Origin of the sequence: Amycolatopsis azurea DSM 43854 (assembly GCF_001995215.1) — a bacterium.
In the GTDB taxonomy this organism is placed as follows: domain Bacteria; phylum Actinomycetota; class Actinomycetes; order Mycobacteriales; family Pseudonocardiaceae; genus Amycolatopsis; species Amycolatopsis azurea.
This window is the reverse complement of record NZ_MUXN01000001.1, coordinates 309282-334525: the sequence shown is the minus strand read 5'-3', so window position 1 is coordinate 334525 and position 25244 is coordinate 309282. Positions and strand designations below refer to the sequence as shown.

21 protein-coding genes are annotated in these 25244 nt (G+C 68.9%); 12 read left to right on the top strand and 9 right to left on the bottom strand.

The window, feature by feature from the left end; all coding sequences use genetic code 11:
- Nucleotides 1-476: 476 nt before the first annotated feature.
- The 5 genes from B0293_RS01595 (at nucleotide 477) to B0293_RS01575 (ending at nucleotide 5429) form a co-directional block, all read left to right on the top strand.
- On the top strand, nucleotides 477-1493 hold the full coding sequence (locus B0293_RS01595) for an ABC transporter substrate-binding protein (protein WP_005156204.1): 1017 nt from the start codon (nucleotides 477-479) through the stop codon (nucleotides 1491-1493).
- A 308-nt stretch (nucleotides 1494-1801) separates the two neighbouring features.
- Complete coding sequence (locus tag B0293_RS01590) at nucleotides 1802-2746, top strand: ABC transporter substrate-binding protein (RefSeq protein WP_005156207.1); 945 nt, start codon at nucleotides 1802-1804, stop codon at nucleotides 2744-2746.
- Between the two features lie 8 nt (nucleotides 2747-2754).
- Nucleotides 2755-3525, top strand: coding sequence for an ABC transporter permease (locus B0293_RS01585; protein ID WP_005156210.1), 771 nt, complete (start codon nucleotides 2755-2757; stop codon nucleotides 3523-3525).
- The gene (locus B0293_RS01580; protein ID WP_039917577.1) at nucleotides 3522-4355 is read left to right on the top strand and encodes an ABC transporter permease; all 834 of its coding nucleotides are present in this window, start codon (nucleotides 3522-3524) and stop codon (nucleotides 4353-4355) included. Before B0293_RS01585 ends, B0293_RS01580 begins: the two co-directional genes overlap by 4 nt.
- A 195-nt stretch (nucleotides 4356-4550) precedes the next feature.
- The gene (locus B0293_RS01575; protein WP_005156212.1) at nucleotides 4551-5429 is read left to right on the top strand and encodes an ABC transporter ATP-binding protein; all 879 of its coding nucleotides are present in this window, start codon (nucleotides 4551-4553) and stop codon (nucleotides 5427-5429) included.
- Nucleotides 5430-5501: 72 nt separating this feature from the next.
- On the opposite strand, the gene mdlC is transcribed toward B0293_RS01575, so the two are convergent.
- From mdlC to B0293_RS01560, 3 genes are all read right to left on the bottom strand, one after another.
- On the bottom strand, nucleotides 5502-7085 hold the full coding sequence (gene mdlC, locus B0293_RS01570; protein ID WP_005156221.1) for a benzoylformate decarboxylase: 1584 nt from the start codon (nucleotides 7083-7085) through the stop codon (nucleotides 5502-5504).
- Between the two features lie 90 nt (nucleotides 7086-7175).
- Nucleotides 7176-7853, bottom strand: coding sequence for a copper homeostasis protein CutC (locus B0293_RS01565; protein WP_005156223.1), 678 nt, complete (start codon nucleotides 7851-7853; stop codon nucleotides 7176-7178).
- A gap of 16 nt (nucleotides 7854-7869) precedes the next feature.
- Nucleotides 7870-10599: a sensor histidine kinase gene (locus B0293_RS01560; protein WP_005156224.1), complete on the bottom strand. Its 2730-nt coding sequence runs from the start codon at nucleotides 10597-10599 to the stop codon at nucleotides 7870-7872.
- Between the two features lie 191 nt (nucleotides 10600-10790).
- On the opposite strand from B0293_RS01560, the gene B0293_RS01555 reads away from it, so the two are divergent.
- Nucleotides 10791-11750 carry an ABC transporter substrate-binding protein gene (locus B0293_RS01555; RefSeq protein ID WP_005156227.1) on the top strand — a complete coding sequence of 320 codons (960 nt, stop codon included), beginning with the start codon at nucleotides 10791-10793 and terminating at the stop codon, nucleotides 11748-11750.
- Here B0293_RS01555 and B0293_RS01550 read toward each other — a convergent pair.
- Entirely contained in the window at nucleotides 11747-12382 is a 636-nt protein-coding gene (locus tag B0293_RS01550; RefSeq protein WP_005156230.1) for an LppU/SCO3897 family protein, read from the bottom strand. The genes B0293_RS01555 and B0293_RS01550 overlap by 4 nt on opposite strands.
- Nucleotides 12383-12468: 86 nt before the next feature.
- Here B0293_RS01550 and B0293_RS01545 point away from each other — a divergent pair, with 86 nt between their 5' ends.
- The 3 genes from B0293_RS01545 (at nucleotide 12469) to B0293_RS42860 (ending at nucleotide 15478) form a co-directional block, all read left to right on the top strand.
- Nucleotides 12469-14115 (top strand): DNA repair helicase XPB, encoded by a 1647-nt coding sequence (locus B0293_RS01545; RefSeq protein ID WP_005156232.1) that lies wholly within the window; start codon nucleotides 12469-12471, stop codon nucleotides 14113-14115.
- A 494-nt stretch (nucleotides 14116-14609) separates the two neighbouring features.
- A complete protein-coding gene (locus B0293_RS01540) occupies nucleotides 14610-15365 on the top strand; it encodes a DUF4253 domain-containing protein (RefSeq protein ID WP_039919254.1) in 756 nt (251 codons plus the stop codon).
- Nucleotides 15362-15478, top strand: coding sequence for a DUF72 domain-containing protein (locus tag B0293_RS42860; protein ID WP_245192056.1), 117 nt, complete (start codon nucleotides 15362-15364; stop codon nucleotides 15476-15478). The genes B0293_RS01540 and B0293_RS42860 overlap by 4 nt, the downstream gene beginning before the upstream one ends.
- A gap of 144 nt (nucleotides 15479-15622) precedes the next feature.
- Here the strand turns inward: B0293_RS42860 and B0293_RS01535 are convergent, their stop codons facing one another.
- Nucleotides 15623-18442 carry an AfsR/SARP family transcriptional regulator gene (locus B0293_RS01535; RefSeq protein WP_039919252.1) on the bottom strand — a complete coding sequence of 940 codons (2820 nt, stop codon included), beginning with the start codon at nucleotides 18440-18442 and terminating at the stop codon, nucleotides 15623-15625.
- Nucleotides 18443-18499: 57 nt separating this feature from the next.
- Between B0293_RS01535 and B0293_RS01530 the strand changes: the two genes are divergently transcribed.
- Nucleotides 18500-19444 (top strand): o-succinylbenzoate synthase, encoded by a 945-nt coding sequence (locus tag B0293_RS01530; RefSeq protein ID WP_005164297.1) that lies wholly within the window; start codon nucleotides 18500-18502, stop codon nucleotides 19442-19444.
- A 59-nt stretch (nucleotides 19445-19503) separates the two neighbouring features.
- Here B0293_RS01530 and B0293_RS01525 read toward each other — a convergent pair whose 3' ends face one another.
- The 4 genes from B0293_RS01525 to B0293_RS01510 form a co-directional block, all read right to left on the bottom strand.
- On the bottom strand, nucleotides 19504-20412 hold the full coding sequence (locus B0293_RS01525) for a M23 family metallopeptidase (protein ID WP_005164295.1): 909 nt from the start codon (nucleotides 20410-20412) through the stop codon (nucleotides 19504-19506).
- A gap of 157 nt (nucleotides 20413-20569) precedes the next feature.
- Nucleotides 20570-21265 carry an RlpA-like double-psi beta-barrel domain-containing protein gene (locus B0293_RS01520; protein ID WP_005164289.1) on the bottom strand — a complete coding sequence of 232 codons (696 nt, stop codon included), beginning with the start codon at nucleotides 21263-21265 and terminating at the stop codon, nucleotides 20570-20572.
- Between the two features lie 78 nt (nucleotides 21266-21343).
- The gene (locus tag B0293_RS01515; RefSeq protein WP_005164286.1) at nucleotides 21344-22138 is read right to left on the bottom strand and encodes a transporter substrate-binding domain-containing protein; all 795 of its coding nucleotides are present in this window, start codon (nucleotides 22136-22138) and stop codon (nucleotides 21344-21346) included.
- Nucleotides 22138-22920 carry a nucleotidyltransferase domain-containing protein gene (locus B0293_RS01510; protein ID WP_005164284.1) on the bottom strand — a complete coding sequence of 261 codons (783 nt, stop codon included), beginning with the start codon at nucleotides 22918-22920 and terminating at the stop codon, nucleotides 22138-22140. Before B0293_RS01510 ends, B0293_RS01515 begins: the two co-directional genes overlap by 1 nt.
- Before the next feature lie 117 nt (nucleotides 22921-23037).
- Here B0293_RS01510 and B0293_RS01505 point away from each other — a divergent pair, with 117 nt between their 5' ends.
- Nucleotides 23038-23262: a PspC domain-containing protein gene (locus tag B0293_RS01505; protein WP_007033414.1), complete on the top strand. Its 225-nt coding sequence runs from the start codon at nucleotides 23038-23040 to the stop codon at nucleotides 23260-23262.
- A gap of 180 nt (nucleotides 23263-23442) precedes the next feature.
- A complete protein-coding gene (locus tag B0293_RS01500; protein ID WP_005164279.1) occupies nucleotides 23443-25089 on the top strand; it encodes a hypothetical protein in 1647 nt (548 codons plus the stop codon).
- Nucleotides 25090-25244: the final 155 nt, after the last annotated feature.

Below are 25244 nucleotides of genomic sequence, written 5' to 3'. Positions count from 1 at the left end.
GCCAGTGCACGGGCGCGCACCAGTGAAGCACGGACGTGTCCGAAGTGTTCAACACCGGGTTCTTGTTCAACACAGAGTGCCTTGCACCTCGGGAAAGGTCCAGAGCGTTCGGCCATCCAAGGCACTCTCTTTCACTACATCAGTGGTCCACACCTCACTACCGGTGCATGAGGGTAGCGAACGGTAGGCCCAGATGTAACCCTTTGGACAAGACCTCCAAGAAGACACCGGACGGGTCTTGACCTGTCCGCGCCAAGTCGTCAACAAGTCCCCGGCACGAACACGCCGAGTTGTGTTCACTTCTGACAAACAGCCTGTTCGGGTGATGGTTACCACTTGGGATCATGGGATGACCACCCATTGTGAGAGCGTTGTCCGTTCTCTACAGTGGGCCCGTGACTCCGGACAAAGAGTCACTTCCGAATTCCGTACCAGGCCACGTCATCACGTGACCTTCCCTCGATCAGGAGCACCACTTGCTTTCGAAGAAGGCCTTGAGCGCCCGTCTGGGACGGCGCGGGGCGATCGCGCTCGCGATGGCGGCCGTCGTCACGACGTCGGTCGGTGGCTGCGGCCTGCTCGGCGGGGACGAGTCGTCCTCCTCCGGCGGCTCCGGGAACCTCGAGAAGTCGAAGATCAAGGTCGCCGTGATGTCGACCATCGACCTCGCGCCCCTGCGTCTCGCCCAGGACGGCGGCTACTTCAAGAACGAAGGCCTCGAGGTCGAGGCGATCGAGGCCGGCACCGGCCAGATCTCGCTGACCAAGCTGATCAGCGGCGAAGTCGACATCGCGTACGCGAGCTACACGCCGTTCTTCATCGCGATGAGCAAGAACACCGCCGACATCAAGCTGGTCGCGGACGCCTCCTCCGCCGGTCCCAAGAGCACGATGCTGGTCACGCTGCCGACGTCGTCGGTGAAGAGCGTCAGCGACCTGGCAGGCAAGAAGATCGGCATCACCGCGCCGAACACCGTGTCCGACACGCTGTCCAAATCGGTCATGAAGGACCACGGCGTCGACACCAGCAAGGTCCAGTGGGTGCCGATCCAGCTGCCGAACATCGGCGCCGCGCTCAAGAACGGCGACATCGACGCCGGCTTCCTGACCGAACCGTTCATCACGCAGACCGCCAAGCAGGCGGGCACCGTCCCGGTCGTGGACACCGCCACCGGCGCCACCCAGGACTTCCCCACCGCGGGCTACGGCTCGCTCGGCAAGTTCGTCTCGGAGAACCCGAAGACCGTGGCCGCCTTCCAGCGCGCCATGCAGAAGGCCACCCGCGACGCGGCGGACCGCTCCAAGATCGAGCCGCTGCTGGTCAAGTACGCCAGGATCGACCAGGACACCGCCGCGCTGACCACGCTGCTGACCTTCCAGTCCACCCTGGACCCGCGCCGCATCCAGCGGGTGCCGGATCTGCTCCTGCAGATGGGCGCGATCCCGACCAAGATCGACGTCGGCCCGATGATCGCGGCCCAGGCCACCAGTTGATGACCCGCGGTTACTCCGAATAGCCGTTCCACGCGGAATTCGATCACTGAAAGTAATATTGTCCAAGCGGGTGATCATGGTATCGGGCGAATGGCCTAAAATGATCACCCGCTCACGACACCCATTGTGAGCAGGTGGGCAAATCTCTAAGGTGACCGCGTGCCTGGCGAAATGAAGCCACGACACGGATGAAAAAACCCCAACGGTGATTCATTGTTTCCGAGGAGCTGGCTTTGTTTCGAAACGCCATGAGCAGGAGTGGTGCACGTAGAGGCCGGAGTGCCGTCGGCGTCGCCTTGAGCGCGCTCATGCTGGCCACGTTGGGCGCCTGTGGCGCCCTCGGCGGCGAGGACACGTCCAAGGCGTCCGGCGGTGACGGTGCCGTGGAGAAGGCGAAGATCAAGGTGGCCGTGCTGCCGGTCGTCGACCTCGCCCCGCTGCGGCTCGCGCAGGAAGGCGGGTACTTCAAGGCCGAAGGCCTGGAGGTCGAAGCGGTCGACGCGCCCAGTGGTCAGCAGTCGATGACCAAGATGATCGGTGGCGAGGTCGACATCGCCTTCTCCACCTACATGCCGTTCTTCGTCGCGAAGAGCAAGGGCGCGGCCGACATCCGGCTCGTCGCCGACGCCGTCTCCGCGAGCCCCAAGAGCAACGCGGTCGTCACGGTGCCGAACTCGTCGGTCAAGACGATCAACGACCTCGCGGGCAAGAAGATCGCGATCACCGACAAGAACACCGCGTCCCACCTGCTCACCGTCTCGGTGATGAAGGACCACGGTGTCGACACCAGCAAGGTCCAGTGGGTGCCGATGGCGCTGCCGAACATCGCCGCCGCGCTCTCGTCGGGCCAGGTCGACGCGGGCTACCTGCCCGAGCCGTTCCTGACCCAGGCCTCCAAGGTAGTCGGCGCGACCCCGGTCGTCGACATCGCGACCGGCGCCACGCAGGACTTCCCCCTGGCGGGCTTCGGCGCGCTCGGGTCCTTCGTGGACAAGAACCCCAAGACGCTCGCCGCTTTCCAGCGTGCGCTGACCAAGGCCGTGCGCGACTCGGCCGACCGTTCCAAGATCGAACCGCTGATCGTCAAGTACGCCAAGGTCGACGCCGAAACCGCGTCACTGCTCACGCTGCCGACGTTCGGGTCAACGCTGGACCCGCGCCGCCTGCAGCGCGTGCCGGACCTGTTGCTGCAGACCGGCGTGCTGACGGCCAAGCTCGACGCCGCCCCGATGCTCGCCCCTCAAGCTGGATAAAGGTAAAGGTGCCACGACTTCTCCGTGCCCTGGCCGGTCTGGCCGGTTTCTTCCTCCTGTGGGAAGTGATCGTCCAGGCCGGCCTGGTCCGTAAAGAGTTCCTCCCCCCGCCGTCCGTCGTCCTCGTGACGATCGTCGAACAGTTCGGGGAGACGCAGTTCATCCGGGATCTGATCGCCACGTTCCTCGCGTGGGCGATCGCGCTGCTGATCGCCGTCGCGGTCGCCGTGCCCGCCGGTCTGCTGCTGGGCAGCATCCCCGGTCTGCGCACCGCGACCGCGGTGATCGTCGAGTTCCTGCGGCCGATCCCCGCCGTGGCGCTGATCCCGCTGGTGCTCCTGCTGATCGGCGGCGGCCCCGAAGCGAAGATCACGCTGGCCGTGTACGCGTCGTTGTGGCCCATCATGTTCAACACGATCTACGCCCTCGGCGAGATCGACCCCGTACTGCTGGAGACCGCGAAGGCCTGCGGCACCGGCAAATTCCGGACGCTGACGTCGGTGGCGCTGCCGCACACCGCGCCGTTCGTGTTCACCGGTGTCCGGCTGTCCGCCAACATCGCGCTGATCGCGGTGGTCAGTACCGAGTTCCTGGCGGGCGCCAAACTCGGCATCGGCAACTTCATCATGCAGGCCAGCACCGGTTCCACCCGGTTCGACCTCGTGCTCGCCGGCACCGTGGTGGTCGGCGCGCTCGGCTTCCTCATCAACGGCGGACTCGAAATGATCGGCAGGCGGGCGTTCCGCTGGAGCACGGTCGACCGGGAGGCGGTCTCGTGACGACCCTCACGCTGACCAGCCGCGTCGGCAGGCGCGTGGGCCGGGGCCTCGGCATCCTGGTCCGCAACTGGCTGCTGTTCTTCGCCCTGCTCGGGCTCTGGGAGCTCGCGACCCGGCTCGCCGAAAGCCCGTTCTTCCCGCCGCCGACCGAAATCGTGTCCGCCTCGGCGAAGCTGTGGTTCACCGGTCCGGCCTCGCAGCTGTTCCTGACCGACACCGTGTTCGACAACGTCCTGCCGAGCCTCGGCCGGACGCTCGGCGGCTGGCTGCTGGCCGGCGTCCTCGGCGTCGCGCTGGGTGTCGCCTTGGGACGGTCGAAGCACGGGATGGACTACGTCGGACCGCTTTTCGCGTTCTTCCGCTCGGTTCCGCCGCCCGCGCTGATCCCGGTGTTCATCGTCCTCTTCGGACTCGGGCCGGGGATGCAGACCGGGTCGATCATCTTCGGCGCGATCTGGCCGGTGCTGCTCAACACCGTGGACGGCGTCCGGTCGGTGGACCAGGTGAAGATCGACACCGCGAAGTCGTTCCGGACGCCGCGGTCGTACTGGGTGCGCTCGATCGTGCTGCCCGCCGCCGGGCCGAAGATCTTCGCGGGCCTGCGGCTGAGCCTCTCGATCTCCCTGCTGCTGATGGTGATCTCGGAGCTGGTCGGCTCCTACAACGGCATCGGCCGGTCCCTGATGGACGCCCAGCAGGCGTTCGACTTCCCGCTCATGTGGTCGTGGCTGGTCCTGCTCGGGATCCTCGGCTTCGGGTTCAACGCGGCCTTCCTGGCGGTGGAGCAGAGAGTGCTCCGCTGGCAGCCCACCCGCAACGGCCGTATCTAGTTCTTTCTCGCTGATCGGCGGAGCAGAGGGATGCAGCGGAAAACGACCATAGGCGCGAAGCCGCCCCGGCCGCAGGCCCCGCTATCGCGGTGGCAGGGCGCCGGACCGCACAACTCGACAAGCGTCACGAACGAGCGCCCTGCCGACGTCGATCGCGGTCGCGGCTTCGCCTCAAGGACACGAAGGGTCAGCAAGATGTCAACCATGCTCGAAGTCTCCGGGCTGAACCACCGGTACGGCGCGGGAGAAAAGGCGCACGTCGCGGTCAACGACCTGTCGTTCACCGTCGAAGCGGGACAGCTCGCGAGCATCGTGGGCCCGTCGGGCTGCGGCAAGTCGACGCTGCTGCGCTGCATCGCCGGGCTGATCAAGCCGACGTCCGGCCGGGTCAGCCTGCACGGCGAAGCCATCTCCTCCGGCGTGCCCGACGACCTCGCCGTGGTGTTCCAGGACTACAGCCGCTCGCTGTTCCCGTGGCTCTCGGTCGAGAAGAACGTCGAGTTCCCCTTGCGGTGGCGTAACTTGAGCCGCTCGGAGCGCCGTACGCGGGCGCGGGACTCGCTGGAGTCCGTCGGGCTGTCCGGGGTCGGCTCGAAGTTCCCGTGGCAGCTCTCGGGCGGTATGCAGCAGCGTGTGTCGATCGCGCGCGCCCTGGCCAGCCGGCCCGCCCTGCTGCTGATGGACGAGCCGTTCGCGTCGGTCGACGCGCAGACGCGGTTCGAACTCGAGGACCTGACCCGGCGCGTTCAGCGCGAGAACGGGAGCACGATTCTCGTGGTCACGCACGACATCGACGAAAGCGTGTACCTGTCGGACCGGGTGCTCGTGCTGTCGAAGTCGCCCGCCACGATCGTCGCGGACCTGCCGGTCGGGCTGCCCGCGGAGCGGGACCAGATCACCACGCGCGAGTCCGCCGAGTTCGTGACGCTGCGCGGCGAGGTCGCGCGGCTGCTGCACGGTGGTGCGCCTGAAGCCGTCACCGCCGCTTCGGACGCGGCCGAGTACGAGCTGGCGCAGCAGGAAGCCGCCGCCGACGCCGCCGAGGCCTCCACCGAAGCCCGCGCCAAGAGCTGATTCACAAGTACATGAAGGCCCCCTTCCTTGCGATAGGCGCAAGGAAGGGGGCCTTCATGTACTTCCCGAGGCTCAGTAGAGCGTGCGCGGGTTCGCGTCGATGCGGACGTGCACCAGATGCGGGCGCTCGTCCGGCAGCGCGGCTTCCAGCGTCGGCTTGAGGTCCTCCGCCTTCTCGACGACCGAAGTTCCCAGGCCGAGGCTCTTCGCCAGCGCGGGGAAATCGATGCCGCCGAGGTCGACGCCCGGCACCTTCTCGCCACCGGCCGCCTCACCGAGGATGCGCACGGCGGCGTACTCCGAGTTGTCGAAGATCACGAACGTCACCGGCAGGTTGTGCTGCGCCGCCGTCCACAGTGCCTGGACGCAGTACATGCTCGACCCGTCGCCCAGGATGGCGACGACCTTGCGCTCCGGGCGGCCCAGCGCCGCACCGACGGCGGCCGGGAGACCGTAGCCCAGGGTCCCGCTGGCGACGGTGAGGAAGCCGGTGTCAGTGGACCTGATCGGCAGGTGGTCGTGCAGTTCGTTGCGGTGGCTCGGCGTCTCTTCGACGACGATCGCGTCATCCGGCAGGACTTCCGCGATCGTGGCGTAGGCGAAGCCGGGCGTGATCGGCGTGGCCGCGGCGGGCTTTTCCAGCCGGGTGCGGGGTTTCGGCGTCTGACGCGGCGCGGCCCGGTCCAGCAGGGCGCGGATCGCGAGCTTCGGCGTCGCCCGGATACCGGTGCCCTCGGCGGCCCTGGCGAGGATCTGCTCGTCGTCGCTGATCAGGAACAGCGGCGGCAGCGCGGTCTCCGACTCGCCCCGGTACACGTGGTAGGTGAACGCCGGGGCGCCGATGACGACCACGAGGTCGTGCTCGACCAGCGCGCTCGCGAGCATTTTCCGTTCCGGCTGAAGGAAACCGAAGAACTGCGGGTGGTCTTCGGGGAAGGAGCAGCGCGCGCCCATCGGCGGCGCCCAGACCCCGGCGCCCACCTTCTCGGCCAGCGCGACGACGTCCGGTACGGCGCCCTCGCCGTCGATGCCGGGGCCGACCACGATCGCCGGGTTCTCCGCGGCGTCCAAGGCGGACACCAGTTCGTCCACAGCGGACGGGTCGGGCGCGAAGCCGCGGATCGCCGGCCGGGAGACGATCGGCTTCGAGGTCTCGACGTCCCAGTCGTCCACGGGCACGGAGACGAACACCGGACCCATCGGCGCCTGCGTCGCCATGTGATACGCCCGCGCCAGCGCCGCCGGGACGTCCTCGGCCCTGGCGGGCTCGCAGCTCCACTTCACGTACGGCTTGGGGAAGTTCGTCGCCTCGACGGCGCCGAGGAAGGGGTCGTCCGGCAGCAGCGACCTGGTCTGCTGGCCCGCCAGGATGATCAGCGGGGCGTTGTTGCGGTAGGCGGTGAAGATGTGCCCGAGCGCGTGGCCGACGCCGCCCGCGGAATGCAGGTTCACCAGCGCCGGCCGTCGCGCGGCGCGGGCGTACCCGTCGGCCATCGCGACGACGGACGCCTCGTGGAGCGCGAGCACGTAGGTGAAGTCGTCCGGCCATTCCGTGAGGAAGGCGATCTCGGTCGTACCGGGATTGCCGAAAACCGTGGTCAGGCCCAGTTCGCGCAGCAGTTCCCTGGTCGCGTCACGTACGGTGCGGGTAGCCATGGCGCACACGGTATCTGGTCGGACGGCGATAGTTGAAGATGCAACCTCATATCACCGTGTGTGGTCTGGACCTGACCCGGTGTTCCCGGCTTACTCCTTGACCAGGGCGGCCCATTCGCGGACGGCGGCGACGTCCACATCGGACTCCCAGCCGCCGGGCCGGACCGCGCTGCCGACGTGGAAGGCGCGCACCCCGCCCGCCCGCAGCAGATGCACCTGCTGCGCCCGCAGGCCACCGCCGACCAGCAGCTGGGGCCCGTCTTCGCGCCGGGCGAGCCGCTGCAGGACCGAGAGACCGTGCGCCACGCCGTGCGGATGCCCGGCCGCGAGCACCGTGTCGCAGCCGAGCGCGGCCAGCTGGTCGTAGGCGCGCAACGGGTCCCGCGCGCGGTCGATGGCCCGGTGGAACGTCCACGGCAGACCGTCGAGCTCCTTGACCAGCGTCTCGCAGGCGTCGACGTCGATTTCGCTGTCCAGATCCAGGAAGCCGAAGACGAACTCCCGCGCGCCCGCGTCGAGCAGCCGCACGGCGTCCGCACGCAGCCCGTCGAGGTCTCCGGCGGCGAAGGACATGTTGTCGCGCACCATGACCCGTACCGGGAGATCGGTGGCGGCGAGCACCTCGAGCAGCGTCCCGACCGACGGCGAAAGACCGTCGCTGGCCATGTCGCTGACCAGTTCGAGGCGATCGGCCCCGCCTTCCTGTGCGCGCTCCGCGTCCGCCGCGGTCAGCGCGATCACTTCCAGCAGGCCGGTTTTCGGGCTCATGGACCTTCCAATTCGCTCAATCCGAGGGGTTGTCGTCACCCCTGGCGTGGCGACCGCGCCGGAATCCGCCTTGCAGGCTGGTCATCCGTTCGCGGACCGCTTCGGGGGAAAGTGAGAGTATCGGCCTCTCCCCTCGCGGCTTCTCCGGCCTGTCGTCCTGCGATCGGGCTTCGGGGACGACGGCGGGCAGTACCGGCCAGGTCTCCTCCGCCCCGTCCTCCTGTTCCAGCTCGGCGGACGTCGGCCAGGCGGGCTCCGGCCCGGGCTCCGGCGCCTTCTCCTTGGACTCCACAGCCTCGGACTCCACCGGCTTCGGCTCCAGGGGCTTCAGCGTCGGCTCGGTCGGCTCGTCCGGATCCGTCGCGGGTGCCTCGCTCGCGGCCTTCTCCGCCGACGCTTCCGCCTCCTTCACCGGTTCGAACGACGGCAACGACGGCGGGCCGGGCTCGGTGGGCGAAGGCCCTTCGCGCGGGCCGCCGTGGTCGAACCACTGCGAAAGCACGCTCTGGTATTTGGGCATCCGCTCGGTCGGCGAGTCCAGTTCGAGGTGGGTGACGGCGTCGTCGTCCGCCGAAGGCCACTCCGGCTGGGTCTCCCGCTCGACGACGGGCGCGCGGCGCAGCGGCCCGGGATCCAGCACGGGCGCGAACCGCGACTCGTCGGCGCCCTCCTCCGGTTCGGGCAGCGGCGGGACTTCCAGCGGCGGTTCGGGTTCCGGCTCGGGCGCGGCGGCGACGGGCGGGGGTTCCGGCATCGGGGCGGGCCGGGGCGCTTCGACGATGAGCCCGGCGGGCACGACGACCACCGCGGTGATCCCGCCGCCGTCGGCCGACCGCAGCCGGACGTCGATGCGATGGCGGACGGCCAGCGTCGCGACCACGAACAGGCCCATCCGCCGCGAGACCTCGACGTCGACGTCCGGCGGGTTCGCCAGCCGCGTGTTGGTCCGGTCGATCTCCGCCTGCGGCATCCCGGCGCCGTGGTCGGTGATCTCGATCTGCCATTCGCCGCGGTCGGTCTCGTGCCCCTCGACCTGCACCATCGTGCTCTGGTCCGAGTAGCGGGTCGCGTTCTCCAGCAGCTCGGAGACCACGTGCACGAGGTCGTTGACCGCCTCGCCGCGGACCGCGATCCGCGGCGCCGCACCGAGTTCGATGCGCTGGTAGTGCTCGACCTCCGACAGCGCGGCGCCGATGATCTCGTCGGCGACGACGGCACCGCCGTCCTCGCGGACGACGTCCGTTCCCGAAAGCACCAGCAGGTTCTCGCTGTTGCGCCGCATCCGCGTCGCGAGGTGGTCGAGTTCGAAGAGCCCGGCGAGCGTGTCGGGATCCTGTTCGTCGGCCTCCATGCGGTCGAGCACGGAAAGCTGGCGCTCGACGAGATCCTGGCTCCGCTGCGACAGGTTCACGAACATCGCGTTGATGTTCTCCCGCAGCATGGCCTGTTCCCCGGCGAGCCGGACGGCCTCGCCGTGGACCGCGTCGAACGCCCGCGCCACCTGGCCGAGTTCCTCGCGGCTGAACACCGGGACCGGCGCGACAGCCAGCCGTCGCCGCAGGTTCTCCGGCTGCGGCTCGGGATCGCTCAGCAGTCCTTCGACGGCCGCCGGGAGCTGGTGCTCGGCGACCTGGAGCGCGCTGCGGCGCAGGATCCGCAGCGGCCGCAGCAGCGAACGCGCGATGATCACGGAGAGCACACCGGCGACCACGAGGACGCCGAGCACGATGCCGCCGTCCCAGATCGCGGACGTTCTCGCTTGTGCCGCAAGGGTGTCCGTACGTTCTTGCAGCTGCACGAGCAGCGCCTGCTGCACCTGGTGGGCCAGATTGACCGTGTAGGTGGCGGAGGTGTCCCACTGGTTCGCGTCCAGCCCGCCGAGCCCTTGGTCGTTCTCGGCGCGGATGAGCGCCGACTCCACCATGTCGTTGCCGATGTCGACGATCAGGCCGATCACCGTGTCGTCGTACATCCGCTGCTGTTCGGGCGTCGCGAAGGTGCGGTAGTCGTTGCGGGCGGCGGCGAGTTCGGCCTCGGCGCCGAGCAGCGCGCGGGTCCGGTCCCGGTTGAGGCCGCCCTGGGCGAGCGCGGCGGCCAGGATCGCGCGCTTGACCGACATCTGGTCCTTGACCCGCGCGAGCGCGTTGCCCGCGAGCCGGAGCTTCCCCAGATCCGGGTCGGACACGTCGGCGGCGGTGGAATCGCTGATGTCGAGCAGGCCGGAGATCAGTTCGCTGTAGGAACGCAGCACCGCGTCGGCGGGAAATGCCGAGTGTTCCGCGGAAAACCTGAGCCCGGTCAGCACGCGCAGCCTGTCGCTGGTCAGCTGGAGGCTGGTCGCGGCCTTGTCGCCGAGCCTGCTCTTGCTCTCGCCGAGCGTGCGGTCGAACGTGCCGATGGCCTCGTCGACCCGCTTGCGCTGCTCGGTCAATTCGGACACGTCGCCCTTGCGGTTGCCCGCGACGAACCGAACGGTGAGGTCCCGCTCGCGCTGCAGCTGGTGCACGGCCTCGGCGACGGTGCTGTCGACCCGGCCGCGGGTCGCGAATTCGGCCAGCTGCCGGGCATCCCGCAGATCCGAGTTGACCCGGAGCCCGACGAGGGCGACCACCGCGAGCGCGGGAATCAGGAGTACCACGAAGAGTTTGGTACGCAGGTGCCAGTTCCGCAGCCGCCAGCGGCCACCGACGCGAGGGTGCCGTTCCGCCGCGTCGCCCCCACGGGGACGCTTGTCGCGACGGGCCACCTGGTTTCCTTTTCCCACCACGGGACCCTTTCCCATGGCTGACATCGGGGACGAGAGCCCGAACCTACTGTAGAGTAACAAGGTTCGAGAACGATCGAAAGCCGCGCAATCCGGCGTCTCCCGCACGCGATCGTATGGGGCCCGGACCATACGATCCAGAAGGAGGAGCACATTCTCTCGGTAGGTGAGCGGTGGCGAAGATGCGCGTCTTGACGATTCCGCTGGTAGCGGCTCTGCTGGCGACGGCCGGTTGCGGAGTGTTTTCCGGCGGTGACGCAAGCACCGACGCGCCACTCGAACGGACGGAACTACGGATCGGCGTCGGAAGCCCCATCGACACGGCGCCCTTGAGGGTCGCCGTCGCCGAGGGGAAGTTCACCGCCGCCGGCCTTTCCGTGACCCTCGTCGACGTCCCCGCCGACCAGGCGATCGGCAAGCTCTCCGCGGGCGAGATCGACCTGGCGTTCGCCAGCGACGTCTCCATCTTCCGCGCCGCCGCGGCCGGGACGGCGTTGCAGCTGCAGGGCGAGGCGTACACCGCCGGCCGCAACACCATGGCGCTCGTCACACTCCCCGGCTCCGAGTACACCGAGCCGACGCTCAAGAAGTCGCCGAAGATCGCGGTGAACATGCTCGACGACGTCGGCGTGCTCGCGGCCCGCTCGGTCCTCGGCACCGCGGGGGTGGACGTGAACAAGATTCAGTTCAAGCAGAATCCGTTCGACCGGATGCCGCAGGCGCTCCAGGCGGGCGAGGTCGACGCCGCGTGGATGGTCGAGCCGTACATCACCAGGGCCGAGAAGGAACTCGGCGCGAGCATCCTCGCCGACGGCGCGCGCGGCGCGACGCTGGACTTCCCGATGTCCTCCTACGTTTCGACCGGGAGCTTCGGCCAGGGCAACGCCCGCACGCTCGCGGTCTTCCGGGAAGTCCTCGGCGAGGCACAGGTGCGGGCCGCCGACCCGGTCGTCGTCCGCGACGCGCTGCCGTCGTTCTCCGACATCGACCGGACCACGGCGTCACTGATCTCGCTCGGGACCTACCCGGTGTCGCTCAACGGCATCCGGCTGCAGCGGGTCGCCGACCTGATGCACAACTCCGGCATGATCGGCGCCCGCCTCGACGTCCAGTCGATGGTGCCGCGCTCTTAGATGTTCTCCCCGGTCGGCCTGAGACACACCGTGCGCTCGGGCGGCCCGGTGTAGTGCAGCTCGGTGTCGTCCGACTGGCAGGCGTCCTCCGACGGCCCCAGCCTCACGATCGCCCGCGCCTCCGCGCTGATGTCGGTGCAGCGGACCTTCGCGATCCGCGTCTCGTGCACGACGTCGCGCAGGCAGTCCCCGCTGTCGACGTTCAACGCGAGGCAGAGCGTCTTTTCGGCCCTCTTCCTGGAAGAACTCCCGTACAGCTCGAACTGGACGTAGTCCGAGTCGCGGCACGCGGCCGAGCCGGGGCGCACGTCGTCGATGCGGAAGGTCGCGCGGTTCGAGGAGCAGCTGGTGGTCGTGTAACTCTGGCCGCCGCCCGCCTCGTCGGTCAGGTACAGGCATTTCCCCGCCTCGACCGTGGCGAACTTGCCCGACTGCGAGATCCCCCAGGCGACCAGGCTCCCCACGCCCAGCGCGGCGACGACGCCCAGCACGATCGACACTCTGGCCAGGACGCTCAGCGGCGCCGGCTTCGGGAACGGCGTCGGCGGCCCCACCTCCGGCATCGCGGGCATCGGCGCGGGCGCGTTGAACGGGTCGTACTCGGGCGTCCCGCCGGTCGGTGTAGTCGTCAAGGTCCCCTCCTCCTCACCTGCCGCACATCCTTCCACCAGCGGTGCCGCGGCGGGTGCCGGTGTGGCCGGAACGTATAAAGGAGGGCGTGACCGATGGCCCGCTGATCGTCCAGTCCGACAAGACCGTCCTGCTCGAGGTCGACAACAGCCAGGCCGACGACGCGCGGATCGCCATCGCGCCGTTCGCCGAGCTGGAACGCGCGCCCGAGCACGTCCACACCTACCGGATCACGCCGCTGGCGTTGTGGAACGCCCGTGCGGCGGGCCACGACGCCGAACAGGTCGTCGACGCGCTGACGACGTACTCGCGGTTCCCCGTGCCCCAGCCGCTGCTCATCGACATCGTGGACACGATGGGCCGGTTCGGGCGGCTCCAGATCGCCAACCACCCGGCACACGGCCTGGTCATGTCGACCATCGACCGCGCGGTGCTGGAGGAGATCCTGCGGCACAAGAAGATCAGCCCGATGCTGGGCGCGCGGATCGACGAGGACACCGTCATCGTGCACCCGTCCGAACGCGGACGGCTCAAGCAGGCGCTGCTGAAGGTCGGCTGGCCCGCGGAGGACCTCGCCGGTTACGTCGACGGTGAGGCGCACCCGATCGACCTCGCCGAGACCAACTGGGAACTGCGCGACTACCAGCGCAAGGCCGCGGAGGCGTTCTGGGCGGGCGGGTCCGGCGTCGTCGTGCTGCCGTGCGGCGCGGGCAAAACCCTCGTCGGCGCCGCGGCCATGGCGCACGCGAAGGCGACGACGCTGATCCTGGTGACGAACACCGTCGCGGGCAGGCAGTGGAAGCGGGAGCTGATCGCGCGGACCTCGCTCACCGAGGAGGAGATCGGCGAGTACTCCGGGGAGAAGAAGGAGATCCGGCCGGTCACCATCGCGACGTATCAGGTGGTCACGCGCAAGACCAAGGGCGAGTACAGGCATCTCGACCTGTTCGACTCGCGGGACTGGGGCCTGGTCGTCTACGACGAGGTCCACTTGCTGCCCGCGCCGGTGTTCCGGATGACCGCCGACCTGCAGTCACGGCGGCGGCTGGGGCTGACCGCGACCCTGGTGCGCGAGGACGGCCGCGAAGGCGACGTGTTCTCCCTGATCGGCCCGAAGCGGTACGACGTCCCGTGGCGTGACATCGAAGCGCAGGGCTGGATCGCGCCGGCGGAATGCACCGAGGTCCGGGTGACGCTGACGGACGCCGAGAGGCTCGCGTACGCGACGGCCGAGGCCGAGGAGCGGTACAAGCTGGCGGCGACCGCGGACACCAAGACCAAGGTGATCAAATCCCTGGTGGACCGGCATCCGGGCGAGCCGACCCTGGTCATCGGGGCCTACCTCGACCAGCTGGAGATGATCGGCGACGAACTGGACGCGCCGGTGATCCAGGGCGCGACGCGGAACAAGGAACGCGAGGAGCTGTTCGACGCGTTCCGGCGCGGTGAGATCAGGACGCTGGTCGTCTCGAAGGTCGCCAACTTCTCGATCGACCTGCCGGAGGCCTCGGTCGCGATCCAGATCTCCGGGACGTTCGGCTCGCGGCAGGAGGAGGCCCAGCGGCTCGGGCGGCTGCTGCGGCCCAAGGGCGACGGACGGCAGGCGCACTTCTACTCGGTCGTCTCGCGGGACACCGTCGACACGGAGTACGCGGCGCACCGGCAGCGGTTCCTGGCCGAACAGGGCTACGCGTACCGGATCGTGGACGCGGACGACCTGCTGCGCCCCATGTAGCCCACGCGGCCCCCCACTCGCCTGAAGTACATGAAGGCCCCCTTCCTTGCGCCTATCGCAAGGAAGGGGGCCTTCATGTACTCGGCAGGACGTGACCGAGGGCCTTCACGCGCGGCCTTCTTGCGGCTGCTGGCGCATGTGGGGCGACCGTGGCGATCGCCGGTTCCGTGAAGGCCTCCTTGAGGGACTCTGGGTCCCTCAAGGAGGCCTTCACGGACAGAACCCAGCTCACGACCACCTGGACCTGTGCGACACCCCGGCGAACATGTTGCGAAAGCCACTTTCGCAACCTTCAACGTTGCGAAAGTGGCTTTCGCAACGCTTCGGCGCCGCCACAGTGCGTCCACTGTGGACGGTGCCGCCGGGGCCGATGTGACACCAGGGGCGGATGGGGCGACAGCCACGAGATCCCGCAAACGGGGTATCGAAAACTGTCGGTGCTTCGAACTAGTGTTCGGGTAGAGTTGACCGAACACCAGTTCGAGGGGAAGCCGATGACGATCGCACCGTTCCGCCCGGGTACGCCGCCCGTCCAGACCTTGCCTCCCGGCCGCTGGCATGGCCGGATCTGGGTTTCCGACCTGCCGTTGGCCAGGCCGGAGCGCTACACCGGCTGCGTCGCCGAGTTCGACCGCTCCGGGCTGTGGCCGGTGCTGATCCCGCACGACCAGCGGTTCGCGGCCAACGGCGAGGACTGGATCGACGACCGCGGCAGGCTCGCCCCCGCCGACCACCGGATCTCCTCGGTGGACCCGGGCGAGGTGCTGGCCCGCTGGTGGGACACGTCGTGCTGTGACGGCGCCTGCCTGCGCCCGTTCGGCGCGAAGTTCCCCGGCCTCGCGCGGCGTCCGTCGCGCCGGGCGGATCCGCTGGCGGAGGCGGGCAACACCGGGTCGGTCCTGGCCGCGCGCGGGCAGCACCGGCTCGCGCTGGTGCAGACCGAGCGGCCCGCCGACATCCCGGCGATCCTCGGCTGGACCGGCATGATCAAGGCGACCGATCAGGTCCACGAGCTGTCCGCGGTCCTGCGCAGCTGGGAAGACCGCTTCGGCGCCACGCTCACGGTGCTGGGCTTCGACTCGATGGAGCTGTCGGTGGCCGCGCCGCCGCGCACCCAGGGCCGGGCGCTCACCGTCGCCGCCGAGCACCGGTCGTTCTGTCTGCCGTCGTTCGCCGGTCAGCCGGGCAATCTGCGCGAGTTCGCCTCCAGCCTGGTCCAGACCCGCCGGTGGCGGTTCTCGTGGGCGTGAGCGGGCGTTCGCGCCGGAAGCTCCGGCACGCCGCCGAAGTACGGCATCCGAGCTTCGCCGAACCCGACAGCCTCGCGCTGTTCCGCGAGCACGGCATCGCGCTCCTGTCCTGAACCGCGCGAGCTGCACAGTCAGCGCACAGTGAGCGGTGTCCTGTTAAGTAGCGCGCGAGGTCACGGGCGTACTCGCGTGCTGCGACTGGGGGTCGGCACGCCGGGCGCCCGTGCCTCACTCACGTCTGCTCGGCTTTGACCGCTTCACCGCTTCACCGTTTCACCGACGAGCGACGCGAGCTTCGTCCGGACGTCCTCGGCGTCCGGATGCGCGAGTTCGGTCAGCACCCGCACCGAACGCAGCCAGCAGTCCCGCGCCGACGAGGGATCGCCGAACCGCAGATGGATTCCGCCGAGCTGGGCCAGCACGTCGGCCGCCTCGTAGAGCTCGCCGTGGGCGAAGAACATCTCGACGGCCCGCTTCATACAGGCGATGCCTTCGTCGTGGCGGCCGAGCCCGACCAGCGCGGTTCCCTTGGTGTGCAAGGTGAAGCGGGCTTCGTCGGGGAGCGCGTGCGTTTCCAGCGCCAGTGCCTGGTCGGCGAAGCCGAGCGCCTGCTCGAAGCGGCCGGCCTGGGTGCAGATGTCGCCGAGGGCCTGCAACGCGCTGGCCTCCATGCCGGAGCCGACGTTGGACTCCCGGATGAGCCGCAACGCGCGCGTCCCGTACTCCCAACCCGTGTCGGGGTCCTGGCTGGCCAGCGTGAGGTTGTAGAGCGCCCGCGCTTCCCCCTGCCGGTCCCCGACCTGCCGTTGCAGCTCGACGACCTGCTTGAGGTAGACGATGCTTTCGTCGTACTGGCGGGCGACTCCGCAGGCCACGCCGAGTCCACTGAGGATGGCGGCCTCGCCCGAGCGGTCCCCCAGATCGCGGGCCGCGCGGAGCGCCACGCCGAACACCGAACGCCAGTCCTCCAGCCGGGCCCGCACGATGAAGTACGACTGGAGCAGCCACGCCAGCTGCCAGCACTCCCGGTACCGCCGCTCCCGGTAGGCGACGTTCACCGCGGCGATGAGGTTTCCCGCCTCCTCGTCGAACCAGTCCAGCGCCTGTTCGTAGTGCCCGAACTTCAGTCCCGCGCCGTCGAACCGCTCCGGTTCGACGAGCCGGTAGTGCCGGTCCGAACGCAAGAGTCTCGACGCGTTCAGCGCGGACGCCAGCGACGCGTGGAGCAGCCTGTCCAGCACTCCCGTCCGCGCCTCGGGCCCGTCGACCTTGGCCGAGAGTTCGGCCGCGTACGCGCGGATGAGGTCGTGGAACTGATACCTGCCTGGTCTGGACCGCGCGATCAGGTGCGCGGAAGCCAGCTTCACCAGGTCCGCGTGCGCCTCGGCGATGTCGACCCCGGCCACCGCCGCGGCCGCGGGCACGCTGAAGTCGCCGCCGGTGGGCAGGCCGAGCAGCCGCAGCATCCGCGCGGCCCGTTCGTCGAGCGCCCGGTACGAGTACGAGAAGACGGCCCGGATGTTCGTCTCGTCGCCGTCGGCGAGGTCGAACGAACCCAGCCTGTCCTGTTCGGCTTCCAGCAGCCGGACGAACTCACTCAGCGGGAGATCCGGGAACTGCGCCGCCCGCACCGCGAGGATCCGGATGGCCAGCGGCAGCCCGCCGCAGTACCGGACGAACCGTTCGGTGGCCTCGGGATCCTCGGTGACCCGGTCCAGCCCGATCGTCGAGGCGACGAGCGCGATCGCGTCCTCTTCCGGCAGTTCCTCCAGCGCGACCCGCCGGGCGCCGTGGGTCGCGACGAGCGCCTGTAGCTGCCACCGGCTGGTCACCAGCACCAGGCAGCCGGGGCCGGGCAGCAGCGGGCGGATCTGCTCGGTGCTCGCGGCGTTGTCGAGCAGGATCAGCATCCGGCGGCCTGCGCTGTGGCTGCGCCAGGTGGCCGCACGCCCGTCGACGTCGGCGGGGATCCGGTCGGCGGGGACGCCGACGGAAACGAGCATGGTCTCGAGCGCGGTGGCGGCCTCGACGGGCTCTCCTGGACCGTATCCGCGCAGGTTGAGGTACACCTGCCCGCCCGGGAAGCGCTCGCCGACCTCGTGCGCGAAATGGACGGCGAGGGTCGTCTTGCCGATGCCGCCCATGCCCTCGATCGACGCGATGGACGTCGACCGCTCGGTGTCCAGCGCCTCCGGGACGAGCCCGTGCAATGCCTTGAGATCGCGCTGACGGCCGGAGAACACCCGGAGGTCGGCGGGAAGCTGACGCGGGATCAGCGGTTCGCTGCCGAGCCGGTACCGCGTCAGCTCGGAGTCCAATGTGGTCTCGACGGTCTCTTCGCCGGTCAGGATCGCCTGGTGCGCCCGCTGCAACGAGGCTCCGGGGTCCAGGCCGAGTTCTTCGGCCAGCACCGCGCCGATCCGGCGGTAGACGTTCAACGCCTCAGCCTGCCTGCCGGATCGGTAGAGCGCGAGCATGAGCTGCTCGTGCAGCCGCTCCCGGAGCGGATTCTCGCGGCACAGCCTGGTCAGCTCGGGGATGACGGTGGCGTGGTCGCCGAGGGTGATGAGCGCGTCCGCCCACTGTTCGCGGGCGCGCAGCCGCTCTTCGCCCAGCTGGTCGGCTTCGTCCCGAAGCAGCGCTTCGGAGTGGACGTTCTGGAGCGCCGGACCGCGCCATTCGGCCAGCGCGGCGGCGAACCGATCGGCGGCCTGGCGCAGGTCGCCGTCCCTCGCGGCTTCGGCTCCCGCCGAGGCGAGCGCCCGGAAACGGGCGAGGTCGAGCAGGCTCTCGTCGAGTTCGAGCAGGTAGCCGCCACGTTCGGTGCGAAGGACGACCTCGTCGCCGAGCGCGCGGCGGACCCGCAGGACGTAGGTCTGCAAGGCGCCTTTGGACCGCCGCCGGTCGTCCGGCCACAGCCAGCGGCCCAGCTCCTCGACCGACACGACCGTGTTCGCGCGCAGCAGCAAGCCCGCCAGCACGATGAGCGGCCTGCTGCCGCCCAAGGGCACCGGCAGCCCGTCCGCCGTGACCTCGGTGGGTCCCAGCACGCGAAAGTCGAGTGCCACGCCGCTCATTCTGTCCGGAATCGGGTGAAACGGCACGCGATTCCACCGGTGGCATGATCGGTGCCGATGGACGTCTACTCGATCCCCCTGCGCACACGGTTCCGCGGCATCACGGTCCGTGAAGGACTGCTGATCCGCGGTGAAGCGGGCTGGGGCGAATTCTGCCCGTTCTCCGACTACTCGGACGCCGAAAGCGCGCCGTGGCTCGCGTCCGCGCTGGAGGCGAGCGAACGCGGGTGGCCGTCGCCGGTACGGGACAGCGTCGAGGTGAACGCGACCGTCCCGGTGGTGTCCCCGGAGAAGGCGTACGAACTCGTGTCCGCGTCGGGCTGCCGGACGGCGAAGGTCAAGGTCGCCGACCCGCGGACGAGCCTCGCCGAGGACTGCGCGCGGGTGGAGGCGGTGCGGGCGGCGTTGGGCTCGGGCGGCGCGGTCCGCGTCGACGCGAACATGGCCTGGGACGTGGACACCGCGGTCAAGGCCATCGGCGAACTGGACCGCGCGGCGGGCGGGCTCGAATACGTCGAGCAGCCGTGCCCGTCGATCGAAGAACTGGCCGATGTCCGGCGCCGGGTCGGCGTGCGGATCGCCGCGGACGAATCGATCCGCCGGGCCGAAGATCCGCTCAAGGTGGCCGTGGCGGGAGCCGCCGACATCGCGGTGCTGAAGGTCGCGCCGCTGGGCGGGGTCCGGCGCGCACTGGAGGTCGCGGAAGCCTGCGGCCTGCCGTGCGTGGTGTCCTCCGCCGTTGAAACGAGCGTCGGGCTCGCCGCCGGACTGGCTCTCGCGGGCGCACTGCCCACCTTGGACTTCGCCTGCGGGCTGGGCACGATGTCCTTGCTGACAGGAGACGTCTGCACTGAATCACTGTCCCCTGTGGACGGACGTCTGCCGGTGCCGCGGCGGGCTCCCGCGCCTGACGTGTTCGCCGATCACGCCGCCGATCCGGACGTCCGGGCCGCTTGGGAAGACCGCTTCACCCGCGTCCGCACCCACCTCCCGACGCCGTGAAAAGGTCCTTTCCTCGCGGATTTCGCGAGGAAAGGACCTTCATGGCAAGCGAGACGGGATCAGCCGCAGTGTTCCAGCGGGGATTCGTAGCTGGAGGACCCCGCCGAGCCGCCCCACCTGACGCACTTCGCGCCGGCGGCCGCGCTCACCGGACCCGCGTAGTACTCGAAGCTGCCGGAGTCGGTCTTCCTTGCCGCGCCTTCCACTTCGAGGAAGGCGGAAACCGCGCTGGCAGCCCCGACCGAAGTGGCCTTGATGGTGGTGACGCAGTTGTTCTTGTTCGTGCTGTTGTACAGCAGGTACGTGGTCGCGGCGCTGCCGAGTGCCTGCGAATCGATCACCTTGTAGCCGTCGCCGCACACCTCGACGGCGTCGTACGGGTTGGGATTCCCGTTGCCGCTACAGGTGTTCTTGGAGGTCACGTTGGCGTTGGGGTAGCCGAACTTCACGCCGTTGAAGTACGCGGGCTTGATGTTGCTCGGCCATGAGGAGTCGTTGGTGCGGACCTCGTAGTGCAGATGCGGGCTGATGTTGTTGCCCGGCTTGGAGGTGTTGCCGACCTCGCCGATCTTCTGCCCCTGCGCGACCTGCGCGTTGAGCCCGACCGAGCGGACCTTCAGGTGTGCGTAGTAGGTCGACCATCCCCCACCGTGGTCGATCTTCACCAGGTTGCCGAACCCGTTGTCCGACCCCTGGTGCGCCGAGATGACGACCTTGCCCGCGGCCGCCGCGACGACGGTGTCGCCCAGGTCCGCCCCCGCGGAGCTGCCGCGGTTGAAGTCGATTTCGTACGCCTTGTGCGCGCTGGAGTTGTCGTTGTCGCCGTTCCACACCTGGTTGCAGGGGAACGGAAGCTGGAAGTTGGGACGGGGCCCGACGGCGGCTTCGGCCGACGTCGCGGTGATCGCGAGTCCGGCCATGCCCAGCAAGGCGGTGGCGGCCGCGGTGACCGCTCGTCTGAATCTCATCGGATGTCCTTTCTCGGCGTTTCGCGAGAAGCGTCCCGAAAGGGCGTACAAGCGAGATACAAACGACCACGAGCCCTCCCGGCCGAGGGGACCGGGAGGACTCGTGCCGCCGCCGCACCGGATCTGTTCGCGCCTTCCCCGATCCGGTGCGGGTGTCTCAGCCGACCCGCTCGATGGTGGCCCGGCGGATCAGGAATTTCCCGGGTTCGCGGACCTGTTCGAAGGCCGCGTTGTTCAGCAGCGCGCAACTGCCGGAAGTGCCGGTGACCTCGACGGTCGTGGACTTGTCGTTGTCCAGGTTCGTCACCTTCAGCTTGGTGCCCTCGGGGAACTCGCCGCTGGACGCGGCGGGCGCGCCGCCCTCGCCGGACAGCGTCACCGTGGAGCCCTGGCAGACGACCTCGCCGTCCCCGCCCGCGGCGGCGTCCTCCTGCCCGGCGGCCGCGTCCTCCTGCATGGCCGCCTCGTCCTCACCCGCCATGGCGTCGTCCATCCCGGCGTCCTTTTCGGCGGCCTTCTCCGCCTCGTCGGCGGCCTGGTTCTGTTCCTGCTTCCCGCCATCGGCCTGCACGTCCCCGGCGCAACCGGCGGCCTGGCGGCGCTGCTGGATGAGGTCGACGACGGCCTGCCGGTTCGCGATCCGCGCAGCGGAAAGGGCGTCCGGTTTCGCCTGCTGACCGGCGATGAAGTTGAGGTTGTTCCGGAGGGCGGTGTCCAGTCCCTGACAGTTTTCCGCGGCCTGTCCGTCCGGAGTGCTGACCGCGAACATCGCCGCGGCGATCGCGGCCACCCCGAGGACGGACGCGACGCCGATCGTCGCCCGCTTGCGGTGTTTCCCGGCGCTTTTCATCATCCGTGTCTCCTCCGGTCTGGTTCCTCCTCACCCACATCCAGGGATACGGCCGGATAACGAAAGTGGTTCAAACCGATTTCAGCCGAGCCACGGTTTCGCGATCCGCGCGTAGGTGCCGTCGTTCAGCGCGAGGTGCAGCCACTGGTCGGCCCATTCCTTGAACACGACGTCGCGCGGCAGCAGGTACGCCTTCTCCGAGAAGGTGAACGGCTCGTCGGGATGGACCGCGCACAGCCGCGGGTTCTGCTTTGCCTGCCAACGGGTTTCGGTCGCGTCGGTGATCATCAGATCGGCGCGGCCCGCGATGATCTCGGCGAAGATCGTGTTGTTGTCCGAATGCCGCACGATGGTCGCCCGCCGGAGGTTGGCGTCGGCGAACTGTTCGTTGGTACCGCCCGGATTCACGATCGCGCGGACGCCGGGCTGATCGATCTGCTCCAGCGTCTGGAACCGTTTTTCGTTCTCGCACAAGGTGATCGGTGTCTTGCCGTCCCGAAGGTAGGGGACGGTGTAGAAACCCTTCTTCGCCCGGTCCAGTGTCACCGACACCCCGCCCATCGCGAGGTCGCACTTCCGCCCGACGTCGTCGGCGATCGTCTTCCAGGTGGTCTGGACCAGTTGGAGCCGGACGCCGAGCCGCCGGGCGAGGTCGCCCGCGAGATCGATGTCGATCCCGCTCCACGCGCCGCCGGCGTCCCGATAGGTGAACGGGCGGTAGTCCCCCGTCGAGCAAACGCGGATCTCGCCGCGCGTCTGGACGACGTCGAGCCTGCTCCGCGCGCCGTTGTCTTCGGGCGCGGCGCTGGCCGTGCCGATTCCCAGCACGGTCAGCACCGCGATCCCGAACGTGAGCGCTTTCGCCTTGATCGTCATCAAGGCATCTTCCACGCCCTCAGGTAGGCCTGCACGAGCCAAGCGTCGACCCAGCCGGTGTCCGGCTCCTCCGGCAGCGGCGACGCCCCGCGCACCAGCTCGTCGAGCCGGTGTTCGAGGGACTCGGCCGCCTCCAGCGCTTCGTCACGGGTCTTCCTGCCCTGCCGCAGGTCACGAAGCCAGCCCAGCCACGGTTCCGGCACCGGGAGCGTGATCCGCCCGGTCTCCAGCAGCTCCACGCCCTGCACGCCGAGGCGCACCATGTGCATGGCGAACTTCGTGTCGAAGCCGTATTTCTCGATCAGCTCCTGCCTGCCCGCCTTGCCCCGCAGCCCCAGCATCCGCTCGCGCTGGGCGCGGGAGTAGCCGAGGAACCGCAGGCCCGCGACGCGCGAGACGATCCGGTGCGCGTTCTCGCGCAGTTCGGCGCCGAGCTCGTCGATCGCGACGATCTCGGTCTCCGGCACGAACAACGGCAGCAGGACGGTCGGGTTCCCGTTGAGCGCCAGGCGCAGCCACTTGCGCAGCGAGTAGACGGTCAGGTCGAGGTCGCCGGGACCGGACCGGACGCCTTCCGGCTGCGTGCGGAAGATGTACTGCTCGAACCGCTTCAGGCCGATCACGTGGCTCGGCGGCTCGACGCAGATGCCGAGTTCGTCCCGGTCGTCCTGGCCGAGCACGGCGGTGCCGTGCAGCCCGGACCCGACCTGGCAGCGCAGGATCGTGCCCTGCTCGGCGATGGCGGCGAATTCGGGGCTGTCGTGTTTCACCCGAGAAGTCATACCGGCGACGACACCCGCCGGTCATCCGGTTTTCGGGTCTCTCAGGGTCGGATTCCAGGGTCGTCCCAGGGCCGTTCCCCGATGTGCCAAGGGTCGGTCCCGGGCGAACATTGAGCCATGACGAACAGCGTGTACACCCCCCAGGCCACCAAGAAGCTCTACCGCAGCCGGACCGACAAGATGCTCGCGGGCGTCGCCGGCGGCTGGGCCGCCTACCTCGGCGTCGACGCCGCGATCCTGCGCATCGCCCTCGTGGCGGGCGTCTTCTTCACCGCCGGATTCGCGATCCCGCTCTACGCCGCCGCTTGGCTCCTGACTCCGGAGCAGCCGGGCGAATCCTGATCGAGGGCGGACGCCGCGCGCAGGGGACGCGGCGTCCGCCCAGGGGGCAGGGGGATGCACGAAAGGCCCGGACATGGGGATGTCCGGGCCTTTCGTGTTTCCGGGTTCGGGCGCGCGATCCCGCTTTCGTCGTTACACTTCCCTCGACTTTGTCACAGGGAGCGGGAAGCGGGGGCCTCCATGGCCGGCAAGTACCTCAGCCTCAGCGAATACAAGAGGATGCTGGAAGAAGCACTGAACGACTTCCACAAGGCGCTCACCAAGCGCTGGATGGAAGACGCCGTCGACGCCATGATCCACCTTTCGCCCGCCGTGCCGTGCTCGACGGAATCCTGGGCCTGGCAGTGGCCCCCGGAGGCGTACGGGCATCTGTCGGGCTCCGAGGACTTCTGCGGGTTCCTCACGTGGGTCGAGGACGGCATGAACGGCAGCTTCCGGGAGGTCCACTGCGACGGGCACAACCCCCAGACCGGGAACGACATCGAGTGCCATGTCGAACGGAACCTGGCGCAGATCGAGCGGCTGGCCTGGAACCGGCGGCAGGAGGTCGCCAAGTTCGTCCCGCAACTGGAAGGACCCGACCTCGCGAAGCTCGAGGCCGCCCACGACACCTACCTCAAGGTCGCGGGCAACCTGGGCTTCGAGGACACGGAACGGAACGTGACCAGCCTGCTCGGACAGCGCGAGGTCGTCGAGAACGTCCAGTGGCTGGCAGGCCGGACTGGTGAGGAACAGCTGTGGTTCACCGGATGGACCGGACTGGCCGCCGCGACCTTCAAAGCCGGGTTCTTCGCCTCCGTGGCACCGACCCTGCAGAACCAGTCGCTCGTGCTCGCCAGCCTGGCGACCCTGTACTCCACCCGTGCCACGACCATCGAGGCGACTCGCCGCAACATCATCCGCTGCATATCCTGGGCCACCCCGAAACTCGACGAGAAGATCACCGTCAAGACCTTCGATCTGGGCGACAAGATGGACACCCTCGATCGCGTGCGATCGACCCTCGGGGTGGTCACGAGCCTTTCGAAGGAGCTCGGCAAGGTCATGTCGCCGATCGGTACCGCCCTCGGCCTGCTCGGCTACCTCGGCGGCATCGCCCAGGAGATGACCGAGACGCGCAACGCCATGAGCCTCCAGGACATCTTGCAGGGGCTGGACACCTCGCTCCACGAGCAGCACGTCGCGCTGGACACCCTCGAAGAGGACTTCACCGCGGACGTGACCCGGCTGCAGCGGGCGATCGCCGAGGTACACAGCTTCAACCTGGAGCTCTACGACCTCACCGCGAACTCCGCGACGGGCAGGCCCGAAAAACGACGGTTCGAGGTCGACCTCAAGTTCGTCATGGACATCGCGAAAGCCTGTTTCGACGCGGCCGAGTCCTATTCGGCGCAACTGCGGACACTCATGGCGGCGGACGCGGCCGACCGGCACCTCTCCGGCCGTGACTGGGCGACGTGCACGGGTGACGACACGACCCTGGAGATCCGTGACGCCCTCGAACAGTTCATGAGGACAGCCTGCGCGCGGTTCCTGCTGGCGGGCGAACAGGTCATGAAGGCCGCCGAGGCCTACGCGAACACCGACGCCGAAAAGAAGGCGATCCTCCAGGAACTCCTCAAGGACTGGAAGAACGAGGGGATCGCCAAGAACCGGGGCAGGATCGACCCCAACCCGGAGACCACGGAACGGGAAGATCCGGGCAAGGAGGCCGAGGGCACCGACCGGAGCGGCCTCGAACCGCGGAAGCCCGAAGAGCCGAACTCCCTCAACCCGTACGAGAAGGACCGGAAGAAGGACGGCGAGGAGTACCAGATAGACGGCTAGGCCCAGCGGGGGTCGTGAGTGTTTCTGGCCGTTCTGTTGCGGGGTAAGGCAAAGGTGGCGTGTTCAAGTCGCTCGTCCTACGTCGGCCCCGGTGTTGCGAAAGCCACTTTCGCAACCTTCAACGTTGCGAAAGTGGCTTTCGCAACACCTCCGGG